This window comes from Scytonema hankhaensis NUACC26 (assembly GCF_045865695.1).
Taxonomy (GTDB): Bacteria; Cyanobacteriota; Cyanobacteriia; order Cyanobacteriales; family Nostocaceae; genus Scytonema.
Genome location: NZ_BAACAP010000188.1, coordinates 1 through 16,257, shown reverse-complemented (window position 1 = coordinate 16,257; position 16,257 = coordinate 1). Strand labels below are relative to the sequence as shown.

The 16,257-nt window shown below is 41.2% G+C and carries 19 protein-coding genes and 1 tRNA gene; 8 read left to right on the top strand and 12 right to left on the bottom strand.

Translation table 11 applies throughout. From position 1 onward, the window contains the following. Positions 1–44 precede the first annotated feature (44 nt). The 6 genes from ACKTT2_RS19145 to ACKTT2_RS19120 all read right to left on the bottom strand — a co-directional run bounded on the left by ACKTT2_RS19145 (position 45) and on the right by ACKTT2_RS19120 (position 3,365). Positions 45–1,202 (bottom strand): CapA family protein, encoded by a 1,158-nt coding sequence (locus ACKTT2_RS19145; protein ID WP_407889783.1) that lies wholly within the window; start codon positions 1,200–1,202, stop codon positions 45–47. Between the two features lie 114 nt (positions 1,203–1,316). Continuing rightward, a tRNA-Ser gene (locus tag ACKTT2_RS19140) sits at positions 1,317–1,401 on the bottom strand. 39 nt (positions 1,402–1,440) lie between these two features. Beyond that, a complete protein-coding gene (locus ACKTT2_RS19135) occupies positions 1,441–1,659 on the bottom strand; it encodes a hypothetical protein (protein ID WP_407889781.1) in 219 nt (72 codons plus the stop codon). Positions 1,660–1,722: 63 nt separating this feature from the next. Continuing rightward, complete coding sequence (locus tag ACKTT2_RS19130) at positions 1,723–2,070, bottom strand: DUF190 domain-containing protein (RefSeq protein ID WP_407889779.1); 348 nt, start codon at positions 2,068–2,070, stop codon at positions 1,723–1,725. A 9-nt stretch (positions 2,071–2,079) separates the two neighbouring features. Continuing rightward, positions 2,080–2,478 carry a fluoride efflux transporter CrcB gene (crcB, locus tag ACKTT2_RS19125; protein ID WP_407889777.1) on the bottom strand — a complete coding sequence of 133 codons (399 nt, stop codon included), beginning with the start codon at positions 2,476–2,478 and terminating at the stop codon, positions 2,080–2,082. A 35-nt stretch (positions 2,479–2,513) separates the two neighbouring features. Next, positions 2,514–3,365, bottom strand: a complete 852-nt coding sequence (locus ACKTT2_RS19120; RefSeq protein ID WP_407889775.1) for a hypothetical protein — start codon at positions 3,363–3,365, stop codon at positions 2,514–2,516. Between the two features lie 647 nt (positions 3,366–4,012). Here ACKTT2_RS19120 and ACKTT2_RS19115 point away from each other — a divergent pair. From ACKTT2_RS19115 to aspS, 3 genes are all read left to right on the top strand, one after another. Continuing rightward, the gene (locus ACKTT2_RS19115; protein WP_407889773.1) at positions 4,013–4,900 is read left to right on the top strand and encodes a M48 family metalloprotease; all 888 of its coding nucleotides are present in this window, start codon (positions 4,013–4,015) and stop codon (positions 4,898–4,900) included. A gap of 95 nt (positions 4,901–4,995) precedes the next feature. Beyond that, entirely contained in the window at positions 4,996–5,400 is a 405-nt protein-coding gene (locus tag ACKTT2_RS19110; RefSeq protein ID WP_407889770.1) for a hypothetical protein, read from the top strand. A 254-nt stretch (positions 5,401–5,654) separates the two neighbouring features. Then, the gene (gene aspS, locus ACKTT2_RS19105) at positions 5,655–7,439 is read left to right on the top strand and encodes an aspartate--tRNA ligase (protein ID WP_407889768.1); all 1,785 of its coding nucleotides are present in this window, start codon (positions 5,655–5,657) and stop codon (positions 7,437–7,439) included. Positions 7,440–7,515: 76 nt separating this feature from the next. Here aspS and pirA read toward each other — a convergent pair whose 3' ends face one another. Beyond that, a complete protein-coding gene (pirA, locus tag ACKTT2_RS19100) occupies positions 7,516–7,671 on the bottom strand; it encodes an arginine synthesis PII-interacting regulator PirA (RefSeq protein ID WP_500691388.1) in 156 nt (51 codons plus the stop codon). Positions 7,672–7,816: 145 nt separating this feature from the next. On the opposite strand from pirA, the gene ACKTT2_RS19095 reads away from it, so the two are divergent. Both ACKTT2_RS19095 and ACKTT2_RS19090 read left to right on the top strand, forming a co-directional pair. Further along, positions 7,817–8,590 (top strand): SAM hydrolase/SAM-dependent halogenase family protein, encoded by a 774-nt coding sequence (locus ACKTT2_RS19095; protein ID WP_407889848.1) that lies wholly within the window; start codon positions 7,817–7,819, stop codon positions 8,588–8,590. A gap of 84 nt (positions 8,591–8,674) precedes the next feature. Continuing rightward, a complete protein-coding gene (locus ACKTT2_RS19090) occupies positions 8,675–9,325 on the top strand; it encodes a DUF2301 domain-containing membrane protein (protein WP_407889766.1) in 651 nt (216 codons plus the stop codon). A gap of 38 nt (positions 9,326–9,363) precedes the next feature. Here the strand turns inward: ACKTT2_RS19090 and ACKTT2_RS19085 are convergent, their stop codons facing one another. Beyond that, positions 9,364–9,948 (bottom strand): Uma2 family endonuclease, encoded by a 585-nt coding sequence (locus tag ACKTT2_RS19085; RefSeq protein ID WP_407889764.1) that lies wholly within the window; start codon positions 9,946–9,948, stop codon positions 9,364–9,366. Positions 9,949–10,447: 499 nt separating this feature from the next. Here ACKTT2_RS19085 and dprA point away from each other — a divergent pair, with 499 nt between their 5' ends. The 3 genes from dprA to ACKTT2_RS19070 are packed head-to-tail and all read left to right on the top strand — an operon-like array spanning position 10,448 to position 12,564. Next, positions 10,448–11,569, top strand: coding sequence for a DNA-processing protein DprA (gene dprA / locus ACKTT2_RS19080; RefSeq protein ID WP_407889846.1), 1,122 nt, complete (start codon positions 10,448–10,450; stop codon positions 11,567–11,569). A gap of 59 nt (positions 11,570–11,628) precedes the next feature. Further along, positions 11,629–12,342: a hypothetical protein gene (locus ACKTT2_RS19075; RefSeq protein WP_407889762.1), complete on the top strand. Its 714-nt coding sequence runs from the start codon at positions 11,629–11,631 to the stop codon at positions 12,340–12,342. A gap of 18 nt (positions 12,343–12,360) precedes the next feature. Beyond that, entirely contained in the window at positions 12,361–12,564 is a 204-nt protein-coding gene (locus ACKTT2_RS19070) for a DNA methyltransferase (RefSeq protein ID WP_407889760.1), read from the top strand. 119 nt (positions 12,565–12,683) lie between these two features. On the opposite strand, the gene psb28 is transcribed toward ACKTT2_RS19070, so the two are convergent. The 4 genes from psb28 to ACKTT2_RS19050 form a co-directional block, all read right to left on the bottom strand. Next, the gene (gene psb28 / locus ACKTT2_RS19065; RefSeq protein WP_407889758.1) at positions 12,684–13,052 is read right to left on the bottom strand and encodes a photosystem II reaction center protein Psb28; all 369 of its coding nucleotides are present in this window, start codon (positions 13,050–13,052) and stop codon (positions 12,684–12,686) included. Positions 13,053–13,064: 12 nt separating this feature from the next. Further along, on the bottom strand, positions 13,065–14,657 hold the full coding sequence (locus ACKTT2_RS19060) for a serine hydrolase (protein WP_407889756.1): 1,593 nt from the start codon (positions 14,655–14,657) through the stop codon (positions 13,065–13,067). Positions 14,658–14,799: 142 nt separating this feature from the next. Next, positions 14,800–15,567 carry an RNA methyltransferase gene (locus tag ACKTT2_RS19055; RefSeq protein ID WP_407889754.1) on the bottom strand — a complete coding sequence of 256 codons (768 nt, stop codon included), beginning with the start codon at positions 15,565–15,567 and terminating at the stop codon, positions 14,800–14,802. Next, positions 15,564–15,704 (bottom strand): hypothetical protein, encoded by a 141-nt coding sequence (locus ACKTT2_RS19050; protein ID WP_407889752.1) that lies wholly within the window; start codon positions 15,702–15,704, stop codon positions 15,564–15,566. The genes ACKTT2_RS19055 and ACKTT2_RS19050 overlap by 4 nt, the downstream gene beginning before the upstream one ends. Between the last annotated feature and the right edge of the window lie 553 nt (positions 15,705–16,257).

The following is a 16,257-nucleotide window of genomic DNA, read 5'->3' as shown; positions in this document are numbered from 1 at the left end:
GTTCCTCAACCCAACCTACACACCATCTAAAATCCCAAATTGGATTATTCTTTTTCTGCCACTAAATCGCCATTTTCTACAACAATTTCGCCTTTCTTATTAATCTTGACTTGTTGGTTGGAAAAATCTTTACTAATTAAATGACGTAAAAGCCCTACAGTACGGAAGCGCTGGTCAATCCGGGGAATTCCTTGCCGATCTAAACGAACGGGGATAATTTTACTTCCTACCAAATCTCCTTGAGAATTAAGCTTGACTTCTAAAATCATGGAGTACCCTGTTTGGGCTACTGTGGATAGCGTTCGATATCCCAAAAAATTTCCTAAAGAGTATGCTATGAGTTTATCATTATAAATTTCCATTGCTCGCGGAACGTGGGGGCCGTGTCCGAAGACTAAATCTGCTCCTGCATCAATCATTGTTCGCGCAAACTGAATGGAATTTCCTCGATTTTCTCCGTAGAAATACTCTGTTTTGTTTTTGAGGTGTAATGCATTTGTTCCCTCTGCACCCGCATGCATTGACACAATAACTACGTTGGCATTTCTTTTGGCTTCTCCTACGAGTGCTTTAGCTGTATCTAGGTCGTGAATGGAATTGTAATGTTCGTAGGGAGCAAAACCAATCATTGCGACTCGAATATTATCAAGTTCTAATACAAGAATTTGATTTTTATGCCCTAATGTGTCTATGCCAACTTCTTTAAGGTGCCTAACTGTGTCTCGGAATCCTATTAAACCAAAATCTCGCGCATGATTGTTGGCTATGTTCATTACATCAAATCCAACATCAGCAAATAATTGAGCGTAGGAGGGTGGAGAACGAAAGGCAAAAACTTGTCCTCGACTGATGTCTTTGGCGCTATAGGGGTGGTTGGTTAAGCTAGTTTCAAAGTTACCAAAGAGAATGTCTGCTCTTTGTAAGTATGCTCGCACGGATTTTGGCAGCAGTTGGTCGCGATCGCTTGGTAACCTGTAGTTAGGATAGTTTGTTCCGGGAATAATGTCTCCAACAGCTTGGATGAGGATTGTATCTGATGTTGAGAAATCTGGTACGGAGAAAGGTAATGTATCTGTGGTTGTTGCGGCTTGCGATCGCTGTAATTGTCCAAAGCGAATGAATAATCCTATACTAATACCCAAGCAGAAACACAAACTGATAAAGCCAAAAGACCACAGTTTGCCCAAGCGCTGGCTTACCATAGTTGCACTCCTCAAAATATGGCGTTAGTATATCTCAAAAACCAGCTTTCTAACCATAACTTCAACTATTTCTAGGAAGCTAAGCATAGCTGAAAGCCTTGTGTAGTATGAAAACGGAGAGGGGGGGATTCGAACCCCCGTTAGGTCACCCTAAAACGCATTTCGAGTGCGCCGCATTCAACCGCTCTGCCACCTCTCCAAACATTATTTTTTACCTATATTAACACTTTATAACAGTTCATTCAAGCCGTTGTTGATAGTAGCTTTGCAGCAAATTATCCAACTGCTCTTCCGAACAGCAATCAATCAATGCTTCGTACACCTCTAACAACTTTGCTGCACCCTCTCCCAGGGTTGGACTGAATTCCCAAACATCCTGCACCCACTCTTGAGAAGGTGTATCCTCAAAAATTAATCGTTCTAGCAACTGCTTTGCTTCAACTTTAGAAATAGTCATTGATTTTAAAGTAGTAGAGCAAATTTCTAATTCACTCATTTTAATACTCAAAGCAAGTAGCACTCAATTGAGAGAGTGATAGCTTGATGCGCTCGGTGCGTGGTGAAGAACTTCAACGTTTTGAATAGTCACTAACCCATCTCTTACCATTTCCTTAATATATGGCAATATTTCCAAGAGAGCACCCTCTCGGTCTATCATCGTTACTACCATCGGTACATCAGAGGACAACTCCCATAATTCACACGTATGGCAAGAGGTTTGTTTCCCAAACCCTGTTATTGCTTGTGTCACTGTTGCACCAACTATTCCTCGCTTTCTCGCAAGTCCAACTAAAGCTGTATACAATGGTTGACCGTACCACCGATCTGATTTGCCAATGTATATTGTGAGTTGTTTCCAAACTGCCATAACAACTCTTTACCTCCATAATCTGGCTAGAACTGTTCCTAACTGAACGCTAACAACACCTAGTATTGCACTGCCTGCCCAGTAGAAACTAACTTTTAACAAATTGCCACGATTCAACAAGGCGATCGCATCTAAACCGTAAGTGGAAAAAGTTGTGTAAGCTCCTAAAAACCCTGTGGCTACTAATAACCTGACTTCTGAAGAAATAAGAGCTACTTTATTGAGAGCTAGAGTTGTAAAAAAACCCATAGCGAAGCAGCCACTTATATTAATGAAGAAAGTCCCATAGGGAAAATTCAGACCAAAGCGTTGTGCAAACCACAGTGTAATGTAGTATCGACATAGCGCTCCTGCTACAGCACCCAAACTTACAGCCATTGGATTGCGAAGGTTAAGGTTTTGTAACATACTTGGAGAGCAGCTATGAGGGTAGATGTTTCAGTTCATAGCAAAGCTGTAACTAGGTAGTCTGTCAAGTAATTGAAATACTTCTTCAACTCCTCAGCCGCTTTTGGGGAAATTCGTGATGCGTGTTCCCACTCCGGTATATACCGAGCTTTAATGATATTAAATGCTTCTAGGTAAATTTCAGTTGATGGTTGGTCGTGGCTAATAATTCCCTGATACAACAAACGAGGTTCGATGCTATTTTCCAAACAACTGCCTAGGAGCTTGAAGTATCTACTCAACTGGGTACGAAATACTTCTATCTGAGGATGTTGCCAATCCAATAACTCGTATGCTATGTCTTGTGCCAATTCTTCTTTAGTAGCTAGCAGCCAGTGTCCAGCTTCTAGGCTAGCTGCTGTCTGTGCTTCTATATGTGGTAACAAAGCACTTAATTGTTGAATTTGTGCTAAAGATTCTTGTAGCTTTTGTTGTTTTGCTTGAATGTTCGCCGAGCTTTCATTGTCTTCTAAATTTTTTTTCCTTTCAATCTCGTATACTAAATCTTCTATACTAGGTTTTATTGTTTGAACGATTGTATGTGTCTGCTCTTTGAGTACTTCTAGTACTTGTTGACGCATATCGTATTCTACAAGCTTATCTAACTGGTTTTTTGCTTGATTTTGCAGTAAGTCGAACTGGTGTTGCCAATGCTGAATTAGCAAGTCTAGCCATTCTTCTGTATTAGGTACACCTTCAAAGACTCTTTTTTCTAAGTATTCGACTCGTCGTTGCAATGATTTAACAGATGTACGATGTAACCAAGGGCTGAAAATAAACTCTGCAACTTCCTGTAAGCTTTTTATAACCTTCTGTAACAAACTTGTTCTGTTTATATTCTGTGCCATTAGATTTCTCCTCAGAGATGTTGACCCCGCAACTAGAAACTCTACTTAATAATGAGTAATTTTGTAAAAAATTCGCTGTTGAATTTTAAAAATTACTCTTGTAGCAGTTCTAAATCATTTGTAAACACTTCTAGTACCGTAGTAGGGTGAGCATTGCCCACTACATAAAGCTTTTGGGGGTGGGCATTACCCACCCTACTACGATAATTAGATTTTTTCACAAATCAGGTAGGATTGCTATATAAGGATAATTGTATACATTATTGCAAAAATTATAAAATTAAATCTTGTTATTAATCTTTAGATATATAATACTATTTTTTAGCTATTTTCCTATTTTTTGCTTTAATTCTCCTACTTTACCTACTAAGCAGAAAAATAAGAGTAAATAGAAATTGCCTTTCTTACCTTTCCTACTTTTAGGACACAGATTACCTCGCATACCAAGGTTAAATCAATCTCAAGGAAGAAGTATTTAAGAGGTCGGATGAAGTAAGAAAGAGGAAGTGAGAAAACCGTAATCAAAAGGCGTAAATTTCTACCTCGAAAATCTATGTTCGGGTTGATAAAATCAAATTGTGGTTTAAGTAATGCTGTTATGAACAAGCTTTGGACTTGAAAGTGCAGTATTATAAGGAGACCAAAACATGAGAAATCAACTAAAAACTGTAGCTTTACTGGCTTTATTAAGTGCAATTTTAATCACTATAAGCTACTGGATTATAGGCGGAACCAGTGGAATATTAATGGGGATTGCGATCGCGGCACTAACCAATCTATTTTCATGGTATCAATCAGATAAGATTGCTTTAGCTGCATATCGCGCTCAGCCGGTGTCAGCACAAGAAGCACCGGGGTTATATATGATGGTGCAGCGATTGTGCGATCGCGCTAGTCTACCAATGCCCAGTATATATATAGTTCCCCAACAAGCCGCTAACGCTTTTGCTACGGGACGCGATCCAGAACACGCTGCAGTTGCAGTCACAGAAGGAATTCTAAATTCACTGCCAGAAGACGAACTTGAGGGTGTCATCGCTCACGAATTAACTCACGTCGCTAATCGCGACACCCTGACACAAGCGGTTGCAGCTACAATTGCTGGAGCCATCTCTTTTCTAGCCCAAATTGTCAGTTACAGCGTTTGGTATGCACCCTATCAAAGGAGCGATCGCGAAAACGGTCTAAATCCCATAGGTTTATTATTAACAATACTGCTTGCTCCAATTTCTGCAACAATTATTCAACTAGCAATATCGAGGACGCGAGAGTTTGCAGCCGATGCTGGTTCTGCAAGACTGACAGGTAATCCTCGTGCTTTAGCCCGTGCATTACAACGTTTGGAAGCTACTGCAAGGGAATTACCTCTAAATGCTAATCCTGCTTTTGAACCACTTTTAATTACCAATGGGTTTTCCGGACAGTTCCTGAGCAGCCTGTTCTCCAGTCACCCGCCTACTGAAGCAAGAATAGAGGCGTTGCTAAAGTTAGAACAACAACCATCATCTAGAAGTTCTGAACTCTCATTTCGTTAAAGGGACTGGGGATTAGCCACTGGCGACTGGGAAGAAAGTTTCCAATTCCTAATCCCTAACCCCTAACCCCTAATTCCTAACAAGGAGGAAAAACAATGACATACAATGCAAACGGTGAAGACAACGTAGTTGTGGTACGAGTTAGCCCTCAAACTAATGAAATGGTAGAAACCGAGATGGCGGGCGAAACCGATGAAATTAAGCATGAAACTAAAGCATTGATTGAAGCCCTCAGAAGACGCGCTCAAGCAGAAGCAGAATCAGCAGGGACTCTAACGCGGGAAACTTTTCTAGATGCAGTCCGGCGTGCAAGACAAGCCATTGAAGGTGAAACACTCATAGAGCGCGATCGCATAGAAAACGCATTTACAATACTTCAACAGGATGCTGAGAGAAACTGGCATGAGTTTTGGAAGCAGTTTGCCGAACTGGGCGATCGTTTCCAAGATGCTGCAAAAGCAGCATGGGATGCTTTTAACGCTCCTCGCCCTCGTTCTTAGTAAACTTTGGGGAATTATCCCTATTAGTGGATGCTAAGTTGTGGAACGGGCATCCTGCCCGTTATATTAGGACAGGCAAGATGCCTGTCCCACAAAGCAAAATCATAAATGTTGTTTAATTGAAAAAATCCTTAGCTGAAGCACTGACTTGGCTTTGGATGATTTTTTTGAAGCGAATTACTAGAATTGCTAGAGATGCTAGATAATGGAAAAGCTTTAACATTAACTTTGACTCCCTAGCTCTATAATTCATTATGCGAACTTACTATTGCGGCGAACTCCGAAAAGAACATATTGGAGAAACTGTTACCTTGTACGGATGGGTAGACCGTCGCCGCGATCACGGAGGCGTGATATTTATAGATTTACGCGATCGCAGTGGCACAGTTCAAATTGTTAGCGATCCTCAACGCACTCCTGATTCCTACGAAGATGCAAATACACTCAGAAATGAGTATGTAGTAGAAATTAAGGGTAGGGTTACGCAACGTCCCGAAGAATCTCTCAATTCTCGCATACCTACAGGCAAAGTTGAAATATACGCCGATAATATTAAACTGCTCAATGCTGTCCGCAAACAACTGCCTTTCCAAGTTTCTACCGCAGATGCAGATCCGGTACGGGAAGAATTAAGGTTGAAGTATCGTTACTTGGATTTGCGACGCGATCGCATGGCAAACAACTTACAATTACGACATCAAGTTGTCAAAGCCATTCGTCGTTACTTAGAAGATGTGGAAGGTTTTGTAGAAATCGAAACTCCCGTATTGACTCGTTCTACACCTGAAGGTGCGCGGGATTATCTCGTACCGAGTCGGGCTAACCCTGGTGAATGGTTTGCTTTACCACAATCACCTCAACTTTTTAAACAATTATTAATGGTATCTGGATTTGACAGATACTATCAAATTGCTCGTTGCTTCCGAGATGAAGACTTGCGTGCTGACAGACAACCGGAATTTACTCAGTTGGATATGGAAATGAGCTTCATGTCCCATGAGGAAATTATCGAACTCAATGAAAAGTTAGTTTGTCACATCTTCGAAACGGTTAAAAATTTTGAGGTACAACGTCCTTTCCCACGTCTGACGTATGCAGAGGCGATGGAACGTTACGGTAGTGACAAACCAGATACGCGATACGGTTTAGAACTTGTAAATGTCTCTGATATTTTGAAAGGCTGTGGTTTTAAAGTTTTTAAGGACGCTGTAGCCAATGGTGGAGTCGTGAAAATTCTGCCGATTCCCAACGGAGATATTATCTCAAATGTGCGAATTAAACCGGGCGGGGATGTTTTTAAAGAAGCAGCTGATGCAGGTGCTCAAGGTTTAGCTTACATTCGAGTCCGAGAAGATGGTGACATCGACACGATCAACGCCATCAAAACTAACCTCACTGAAGAACAAAAACAGGAAATTTTACGTCGTACAAATGCAAAACCCGGTCATTTATTACTATTTGGTGCGGGGGATACTGCCACTGTCAACAAAACCCTAGACAGATTGAGACAAGTTGTTGCTAAAGAATTTGGACTGATAAATCCAGAGAAAATTAACTTACTTTGGATAACAGAATTTCCGATGTTTGAATGGAATGCTGATGAAAAACGTCTAGAAGCGTTACATCACCCATTCACCGCACCCAATCCAGAAGATATTAGCGATTTAAAAACTGCACGAGCACAAGCATACGACTTGGTGTTAAATGGTTTTGAAATTGGTGGTGGTAGCTTGCGGATTTACCAACGCGAAGTGCAGGAGCAAGTTTTTGAGGCAGTTGGACTTTCTCCAGAAGAAGCCCACAATAAATTTGGTTTTCTCTTGGATGCTTTTGAATATGGGACTCCACCTCATGGTGGAATTGCTTACGGTTTAGATCGCTTGGTGATGTTACTTTCTCAAGAAGAATCTATTCGCGATGTGATTGCTTTTCCAAAAACTCAACAAGCACGTTGCTTGTTAACAGATGCACCTTCAACAGTGGATGCAAAGCAGCTTAAAGAGTTGCACGTTGCTTCAACTTTCAAGCCTAAATCATAAGCGTTAAAACACGAAAACCCGCCAAGGCGGGTTAACACACAACAAAACTATGAACTAAAACAATAAAACTTTATTTTTAACTGAAATAGTTCATTTCAGCTTCCAATTGGCGAACTAAACTTTCATCGCCTTTTTCTCTGGCGACTTTCAAGCGATGTTCTAGAGTTCTTCTAATATTTAGTCTGTGGGTTTCCCGTGCCTGTTTCACGGATTCTAATCGATTTCTGCCCATTTTAACAATTTGCCTCTTGAATTTATTCATATAAATGTCTTACTTTCCTAACATAGCAAATATTTCGTAACTTTTGCTACAGAAAAAATAAACTTAATATATATTATTATGCGGCAATATCTTGCTGTGGAAGCTTTACAACCCCATGCTTACCTTGCTGACTGATTTTGGAACCCGTGATGTTTACGTTGGGGTGATGAAGGGAGCGATCGCCCAAATCAACCCAAAACTGACAGTAGTAGACTTGACACATGAGGTTCCACCGCAAGACGTTGCGGTTGCTAGGTTCTGCTTGATGGATGCTTACCTCTATTTTCCGATTGGTACAGTGCATCTAGCTGTTGTCGATCCAGGTGTGGGTAGTACGCGACGAGCGATCGCCGTAGAATTTGCTAGGGGTTACTTGGTGGGACCTGATAACGGTATATTTAGTGGGGTTTTGAGTGAAAATCCGGCGCTTGCAGCAGTGGAACTGACAAACCCCAAGTATTGGAGGACTCCTCAACCTAGCAGCACTTTCCACGGAAGGGACATTTTTGCACCCGTTGCAGCTTATCTTTCTAGTGGTGTTTCTCTCAAACAGTTGGGTGTCTCTATCGATGTGACATCTCTGGTACAGTTGGAGATTGCTGAATGTACGACGACAGAAACTGGTATAGTTGGCAACGTTCAATATATCGATCGCTTTGGTAATTTGGTGACGAATATTCCAGGATGCGATGTGTTGGGTAAAAGCTGGAGTGTGGAAGTTGCGGGAGTTACTATTCCCTACTGTGGAACTTATAGCGATGTTAAAATTGGTGAGGCGATCGCTCTGATTGGCAGTCACGGTTGGGTGGAAGTTGCGGTTAACAATGGGAGTGCGCGATCGCAGTTGCAGATGGAGTTGGGGGATCGGGTTGTCATTTATTTTGAATGAGGAATGGAACCTCACCCTTCACGCGGATGCACGCGGATAGAATAGGGTTGGAAGGATAATATTTATTTTTGGATTTTGATTGCTATGGCTCAGCAAATTTTATCTGCACCGGAAGTTTATCAAGGTCAATTTGGGGAGTTTACGATTACTCAAAGCGATCGCAAGGGTGTTATTGTTTACCGTACAGGGCTTATGGTGGCTGCACTTAGCTTTGCTACGGGTACTGCTTTGGTTTTGTTTAACCAGAATCCAGAAATTTTCTCGGTGCTTACACTTTTATATGCTTGTTTTAGTATAGCTTTGGGTGTTAGTTTACTCACGATTCATATCTATATGGCAGTGCTGCACCGACTGTTGCAAGTTTTTTGGGTAATTGGCAGTGTAAGTGCAATAGTGTTGGCGTTGTATAGTAGCGAACCATTAGCTATGACTGTTTATACTCAACCTCTGACTTTACTAGGGATAGGATTTACTTTTGCAGCGTTGACTGGGATCTATTTTAAAGAAGCATTTTGTTTCAATCGCTTTGAGACTAAACTTCTTACACCCATAGTTCCTTTGCTTTTGCTAGGACATTTAGTTGGAGTGTTACCAATTCAAGGGGAAAAAGTTTTATTAGGACTTTGGGCAGTTCTTTTTGCGATCTTTGCCGTGCGGAAAGCAGTGCAAGCAATTCCTCCAGATATCGGAGATAAGTCTGTGTTTGAGTATTTAAAGACTAGGCAAGCAACGTAATTTTTTATTTTTTGGCATAGCTAGAGATTAAAGATATTTTATTCTTCACTCTCTGCAAAATTGACATTCTCGTAAAGATCGCTAAAGGCAATTTCAAATTCTACCGACTGGAGCGTTAATTTAGAATTCTCTGATTCATATTCAGTCAAGAGCCATTTACCTTCAGCGGTCTTAACGTACTGCATGACATGATATTGGTATCGATCTATTAAAAGATATTCTTGAAATTCAGGAATTGAGCGATAAAAGAGAAATTTATCTCCTTGGTCATAGTTTTTAGTTGACTTAGATAAAACTTCAACTATTAACAGAGGATTCATGATTGTAGTAGTATTAGTTCCCGTGTATACAGGCAGACCCTGAATAACCATAACATCAGGATATGTATATTGCCGATAACGAGGTATCCACAAACGTACATCCCCCATAAAAACGCGGTAATTGCATTTTTTAATTGCTGGTTTTAAATTGGAATAAAAATTACCTGCTATTTCATTATGATTTGTTGTTCCACCAGCCATAGGTACAATTTGTCCATCTCTATATTCACTTTTATATTCTGCTTTTTCCTCAAGCACTAGATATTCTTCAGGTGTAATTTTTTTTGAGGTTTGTATTTGCATAAATCTGTAAAGCTAAATTTTTGATTTTTGATATTTTATTGACTAAATCACCAGTGAGTATAATTCAAGTTTACATTATTTTAGAGGATGTTTGAAAAGTAGCTGGCTCTCATTTGAATCACATTATTACCCCCCATTATCCCCCCGATGTATTGGGGGGAAATAAGAAAAATCTAGTTCCCTCCCCTTGATAACTACGGTGTACACACAAGTCTTCTAAAAGTGCTTTCTTGCATTTTCGATCCCCCCTAGCCCCCCTTAAAAAGGGGGGAAAATCTTGAAAGTCCCCCTTTTTAAGGGGGATTTAGGGGGATCTTGAAAGATGTGTGTACACCTTAGCCCCTTGATAAGGGGAGGGTTAGGGTGGGGTAAAAATATTTGATAAATCAATCATGGCTTTTCAAACGTCCTCTTAGATGAAAAACTCCCGGTTTTTTATTCCTAACCTCTTGCAATTTGGGAACAATAAACCCAGAGAGATACAGAGGATGGGCAATTGGTGGGAAAAGAACGTGCGTATTGGGTAGCGTGGTCGCAAATTTCGGGAGTGGGTCCTATCTTGTTAGGACGATTACAACAGCATTTTGGCACGCTAGCAGCAGCTTGGCAAGCAACCGAGGCTCAGTTGAAAGAGGTGGAAGGTTTTGGTTTTCAAACATTATCTAAGGTTATACAACAGCGATCGCGTTTGCATCCAGAAGAATTTTTCCAACAACACCAACAACAAAACCCTCAGTTTTGGACGCCAGCCGATCCAGAGTATCCTCGGTTGCTGCTAGAGATTCCCAGCCCACCTCCTGTTTTGTACTATCGCGGCGAAGTCGATTTGCGAGAAAATATCGGACACAAACCAACGGTTGGTATTGTCGGAACGCGCCAACCCTCAGAGTATGGTTTGCGTTGGACTCGTCAAATTAGTATAGCTTTAGCTAAAAATGGTTTTACAGTTGTTTCTGGTTTAGCAGACGGGATTGATACGGAAAGCCATAGCGCCACTATTAAAGCAGGAGGACGTACACTCGCAGTCCTTGGTACAGGGGTAGATGTTGTTTATCCATCTAAAAATAAAGAACTTTACAAACAGATTTTGCCTAATGGATTAGTTTTGAGTGAATACCCCTCAAAAACTCCACCAGATCGCACTCACTTTCCCCGTCGCAATCGGATAATAGCTGGTTTGAGTCGCGCCGTATTAGTATTAGAAGCACCAATTAAATCGGGTGCTTTGATTACTGCTAGTTATGCTAATGAATTTGGGCGAGATATTTATGCATTACCAGGAAGGTTGGATGACTACCCTTCCCAAGGATGTTTAAAATTGATTAGCCAAGGCGCTGTTCCCATTCTCAGAGAATTAGACGAACTCCTCAAAATGCTAGGAGCAATACCAGAACTTGATTCTGTTGAAGCCGTCTCTCCACCACAGCAATTAACTTTACCCGATTTACCCCTAGAACTCGAACAAGTTATGAAGGTACTTTCTTCAGAAGCATTACCCTTCGATTTTATTGTTCGACAAACTGGTATGACTGCTGGTTTAGTATCTAGTGCTTTACTACAGTTGGAATTAATGGGTTTAGTTTCACAACTTCCTGGAATGCGGTATCACCATTTAATTTAAAATTGCTATACTCAAGCAGTAAATTGTAATTTAGATCGTAAAATAAATCGCTGAAAATCGTGATGAAATTTACCTATGAATATAATTTTGAAAAAATTGGTAAATCTGTTATCTTATATGCAGATTGTTTTGAGTGGTTGAGCAGGATTTCTGAAAATAGCATTCATGCAGTCGTTACAGATCCACCTTATGGTGTGAAAGAGTATGATTTTAACCAGTTACAAAAAAGAGCAAACGGAAATGGAGGTATTTGGAGAATCCCACCATCATTTGATGGGCATCAACGCTCACCTTTGCCACGATTTACAGCACTGACTGCAAAAGAGCGTCTAGTATTAAAAGATTTTTTCGTAGAATGGGCAAAGTTAATAGTTCGCGTACTTCGTCCCGGTGGTCATGTTTTAATAGCAAGTAATGCTTTTCTTTCCCAGCAAGTTTTCTCTGCTTTAGTTGAAGGAGGATTAGAATTTCGTGGGGAATTAATTCGCCTTGTGAGAACACTTCGCGGTGGGGATCGACCCAAAAATGCTGAAGATGAATTTCCCTATGTTTCCTCTATGTTACGAGGTTGTTATGAACCTTGGGGTGTTTTTAGATCGCCCATACCTTCAGGAATGAAGCTAAGTGACTGTCTCCGACAATTCCAAACTGGTGGGTTAAGACGAAACCCAGATGGTACAGCCTTGGGTGATGTTATTCCTAGCGAACGAACTTCTCAAAAAGAACGAGCTATTGCTAATCATCCAAGTCTTAAACCGCAGTCTTTTCTTTGACAGATTGTTTATGCAGCATTGCCTTTAGGTGAGGGCGTAGTTATAGATCCTTTTATGGGTTCTGGTTCGACAGTAGCAGCAGCGGAAGCTGTAGGCGTTTGCTGCATAGGAATTGAGCGGAATTTAGAGTATTATGAGATGAGCCATACTGCTATTCCTAAACTAATTGCTTTAGAAACTCCAAAACAACAAATTCAAGATTTACAACTAACGCTATGGTAACTGTGGACTTTGATATACCCAGTTAGACATCATCAGTATTAAAACCATTGCTGTTAACAGGGTAAGGTTGGCAAGCAATCATCTCTAAATCATTGCTCATTTACCTATAGGTTAATAATTTATGATTCTCCATAGGCTAGACCGTTAGCTTCAGCATATCGCTGCATAAAACGCATGAATCTTTGCCACTGGTCGTCTTGCTCAATTTCAAATTTACATTCTACTCTCTGCAGTTCATCTCCTTCTGCACCTCCAAAAATAAATTGAGTCGAAGATGGTGTAACGCGAATTTCTCCTTCTTCATCGGTTAATAGCATGGAATTCAAAGATTGTTTTGTGAAGCTATTCAATCCGTTTAAAGCTTTCACTTGCTTAAAAAGCATCACAATAATACGGTTACCAGAACGAAGGTTACGGCGCAAGCTGACGTTGTTCAGTTCTTCAAAAACGCCAGAAAAAAATTGAATTGATGGTGTTTTAGATGTCATGGAATTGGAAAACTATCTTTGGTATGGATTGTAGTAGTATTGCGGTGCTACTTGTGGAGCGATCGCAGGTGCTTGATACCCAGTTTGCGGTACGTTAGTACTGAGACCATTGGGTAAGGGTGGATTCATCACTGGAGGTTGGTATCCAGTTGGTGGTATGTTGCTCGTGCCATTAGGGAACGGTTGATTTATGGCTGGTGGCGGACTTATAACTGGTGGCTGCTGATAGCTTGTGGTTGGTATGCTGCTTCCCGTATTGTTAGGAACGGGAGCACTTTGGCTGAGGTGTTGGTAAGCAAGGCGAGAAATGGAGACAATCAGTGTTTCAGCACTGGGGTCGTTTCTTGGACGTTGCACCATTACAGCAATAACATAACGCTTGCCACTGAGCACATCCACTAAACCTGCATCTCCCAGTATTGTCCCAATATTACCAGTTTTGTGGGCAATGGTGGCTCCCGAACCCAAACCAGCTGGTAACAACTGATTTCTCACAGTTCGGCGCATGATATCCAAGATGCGATCGCGCGATCTCATACTTACCAAATTTCCTTTCCCTACCATTGCCATCACAGTACCCAACTCTTTGGGACTGGTTGTGTTCGTACCTCCCAAATCTGGTAAAAGGTTGCGAATTGCAGTCGTTGTTAATCCCCAGCTCTGAAACCGTTGATTGAGGGCGTCAATACCACCCAAGCGAGCAATCAGCATATTAGTTGCTGTGTTATCGCTGATTGTCATCATTTTCGTAGCAACTTCAAGCGCTGTAAACTGGGTTCCTACGGATTTATACTGTATATTCCCAGAACCGCCTGCTACCATTTCCTTGGACAGAGTTAGACTTTCATCAAGACGAATTTTTTGTGCATCGACATCTTGAAAGAAAGCAACCAGAATTGGAATCTTAATTGTACTAGCAGCAGCAAAACTTGCAGCCCCATTCAAATCTACATAACCACCGTTATCTAGATCGATTAAGAAAACTCCCGGCGTCAAATTTGGATTTGATGCTGCCAAACTTTGTATAGCCGACTTTAGGGGAACATTTTCTTGGGATAGTGACACGTTAGAAGCTGTCTGTATTGGTGTTGGAGTTGGTTGAGATTGTGCTTGTTGTTCGACAGTTGTATCGGGTGATGCACCTGGTGGTGTAGCAAGACGAGTAGCGGGATCTAACACAGATAAAATAGTACCTACGATCGCACCTATACCAACTCCAACAATTAACAACCGCATGGCATACAAAATTGTTCTTGCCATCGGCTTTAACCGCGTTTTTCGAGAAGGTCGTTTCATCACCGGATGCTTTTGCAAATGAGCAGTTTTTAACTGTACAACGTTGGGGTTATAAGGAGGAATTCTTCCTTTAAAAGTAGCAGAGTGCTGAGGTGGTGCAACTTTTTTTGGTTGCCTTCTAGGTACAGTGGCAGGTTTTAATGGTGGAATAACTTTTACACTTGTCGATGTTGGTTTTTTTTGGGGAGGACGTTGCTGGTTACGTGCCACCGCCTTATTCAGTGGAAGCTTTTGGACTTTTCGTAAATCGGGACGACGAGGAGGAGACTGACGCTGTGGGATAACTTTTATACGAGTTCTTGTATTCATAATATATAATAATGATAAGATTTTATATTATAATTGGCTTTTATAAAAGGTAAACGCTACAGCAGGCTTGCAATTACATACTAATCCCTAATTACAAGCAAAAAAGATTTTTTTTACGTGTCAGTCTCCTAAACATAATGAATTATGATTTTTCACGGTTGTGAAGGTTCCCAATAGCCCATTCTACCTGCCTTAAAATACCTCGCAACATAGCAACTTCTTTAGTTTGTAGTCGAGCGCGATTGTACAATTGTCGGAACTTTTCCATGCGACTCGATGATGTATGGGCATAAAGATAACCAATCTTGAGAAGAAGGGATTTTAGTTCTTGGTAATATGTTTCCACAACATCCAAAGAAGCAAGGTCATCCGAGACATTTTTTGACGCGATGAGTTGTTCGCTCTCCGTATTCTCTTGATTTTCAGTATTAAAAATTGCCAATTCGTAACAACATAGAGAAACAGCAGTTGCCAAGTTGAGGGATGGATAAGTGGAACTTGTAGGAATGCGAACAAATCGTTGAGCGTAGTTCAGTTCTTCATTGCTTAAACCCCGATCTTCTCTACCAAAGATAAGCGCTGCTGAATGTTGTGGGTTTTCAAGCAACCAAGGTAACGCTACGCGAGGATTCTCCATAGGTGTTCCCCAGTCACGCACGCGAGCAGTTGTTGCGATCGCTCGCTGACATCCCCGTAAAGCTTCTGGTAGAGTTGCTACGGTTTGAGATGATTGTAAAATATCTTTGGCATGAACCGCCATATGCAGTGCTTCTAGTGAAAGCGGATCGCATTGAGGATTGACCAACACTAGATGATGAAACCCAAAATTTTTCATGACTCGCGCCACCGATCCCACATTCATAGGTCCTGATGGCTCTACTAAGATGATTCTTACTCGGTCTAATGTCATTGCTTGGTTTCCCCATGCAAACGCGCTAAAAATGCAGCCCGATCGCAAGAAGCCAGTCCTTCCTGTAAAACTGTCAAAACTTGTGTCATGTTGCCTGCTAACAAATCATTCACAGCTAGCCATAAACCAGGAAACACTCGACTTCGTATTACACTATCATCGTCTACAGGTCAAGAAAAATAGTCCTCCCAAGGTTGAATCAATAAGTAGGACTGCATCAGGTTGTGGTTGATTCTCTAAATCCAGACGTACAGTATGATTATCGCCTAGTCTAACACCTGGAGTTGCAATTTTGTAATTCCACAACCAACCAATCAAATCGCCATGCGGTTCGGCATGGATTCAAAGCGCAAGGGCGATGTCACGTAGACAACTCCTTCTTTGACACTCTCTGCCGTAAACGGTCAGAGATTCTTAAGACTTTTCAGTCTTAATATCCCCATCAGGGGTTCCTAGGCTCACCACGTTTGCTCATAGAGCGTAGTGATATCTCCTCAAGGTTGTTTCAGGCGTCTACTTTCTCCCAGTCCGGGAGTAGGTTTTCAAGTCTTGTACTGACTTTCTTAATATATCATGAAAGTCCTGTGCTACTTTTAAGTCTCACATCTCTAAAAAGATTGTGCAACTCTAACATCACCTAATTCGGTACTACCAATAGACAGTTGGTTTCCCTGAACGGTGAAGGCAATA

What these genes read in the sequence shown, in the direction of transcription:
- ACKTT2_RS19095 (WP_407889848.1), top strand. Translation starts at nt 7,817, where the DNA reads ATGCTTACCTTGCTGACTGATTTTGGAACCCGTGATGTTTACGTTGGG.
- ACKTT2_RS19110 (WP_407889770.1), top strand. Translation starts at nt 4,996, where the DNA reads ATGACATACAATGCAAACGGTGAAGACAACGTAGTTGTGGTACGAGTT.
- ACKTT2_RS19055 (WP_407889754.1), bottom strand. Translation starts at nt 15,567, where the DNA reads ATGACATTAGACCGAGTAAGAATCATCTTAGTAGAGCCATCAGGACCT.
- ACKTT2_RS19120 (WP_407889775.1), bottom strand. Translation starts at nt 3,365, where the DNA reads ATGGCACAGAATATAAACAGAACAAGTTTGTTACAGAAGGTTATAAAA.
- ACKTT2_RS19060 (WP_407889756.1), bottom strand. Translation starts at nt 14,657, where the DNA reads ATGAATACAAGAACTCGTATAAAAGTTATCCCACAGCGTCAGTCTCCT.
- pirA (WP_500691388.1), bottom strand. Translation starts at nt 7,671, where the DNA reads ATGGGCAGAAATCGATTAGAATCCGTGAAACAGGCACGGGAAACCCAC.
- ACKTT2_RS19145 (WP_407889783.1), bottom strand. Translation starts at nt 1,202, where the DNA reads ATGGTAAGCCAGCGCTTGGGCAAACTGTGGTCTTTTGGCTTTATCAGT.
- psb28 (WP_407889758.1), bottom strand. Translation starts at nt 13,052, where the DNA reads ATGACATCTAAAACACCATCAATTCAATTTTTTTCTGGCGTTTTTGAA.
- crcB (WP_407889777.1), bottom strand. Translation starts at nt 2,478, where the DNA reads ATGTTACAAAACCTTAACCTTCGCAATCCAATGGCTGTAAGTTTGGGT.
- ACKTT2_RS19090 (WP_407889766.1), top strand. Translation starts at nt 8,675, where the DNA reads ATGGCTCAGCAAATTTTATCTGCACCGGAAGTTTATCAAGGTCAATTT.
- aspS (WP_407889768.1), top strand. Translation starts at nt 5,655, where the DNA reads ATGCGAACTTACTATTGCGGCGAACTCCGAAAAGAACATATTGGAGAA.
- ACKTT2_RS19130 (WP_407889779.1), bottom strand. Translation starts at nt 2,070, where the DNA reads ATGGCAGTTTGGAAACAACTCACAATATACATTGGCAAATCAGATCGG.
- ACKTT2_RS19085 (WP_407889764.1), bottom strand. Translation starts at nt 9,948, where the DNA reads ATGCAAATACAAACCTCAAAAAAAATTACACCTGAAGAATATCTAGTG.
- ACKTT2_RS19135 (WP_407889781.1), bottom strand. Translation starts at nt 1,659, where the DNA reads ATGACTATTTCTAAAGTTGAAGCAAAGCAGTTGCTAGAACGATTAATT.
- ACKTT2_RS19115 (WP_407889773.1), top strand. Translation starts at nt 4,013, where the DNA reads ATGAGAAATCAACTAAAAACTGTAGCTTTACTGGCTTTATTAAGTGCA.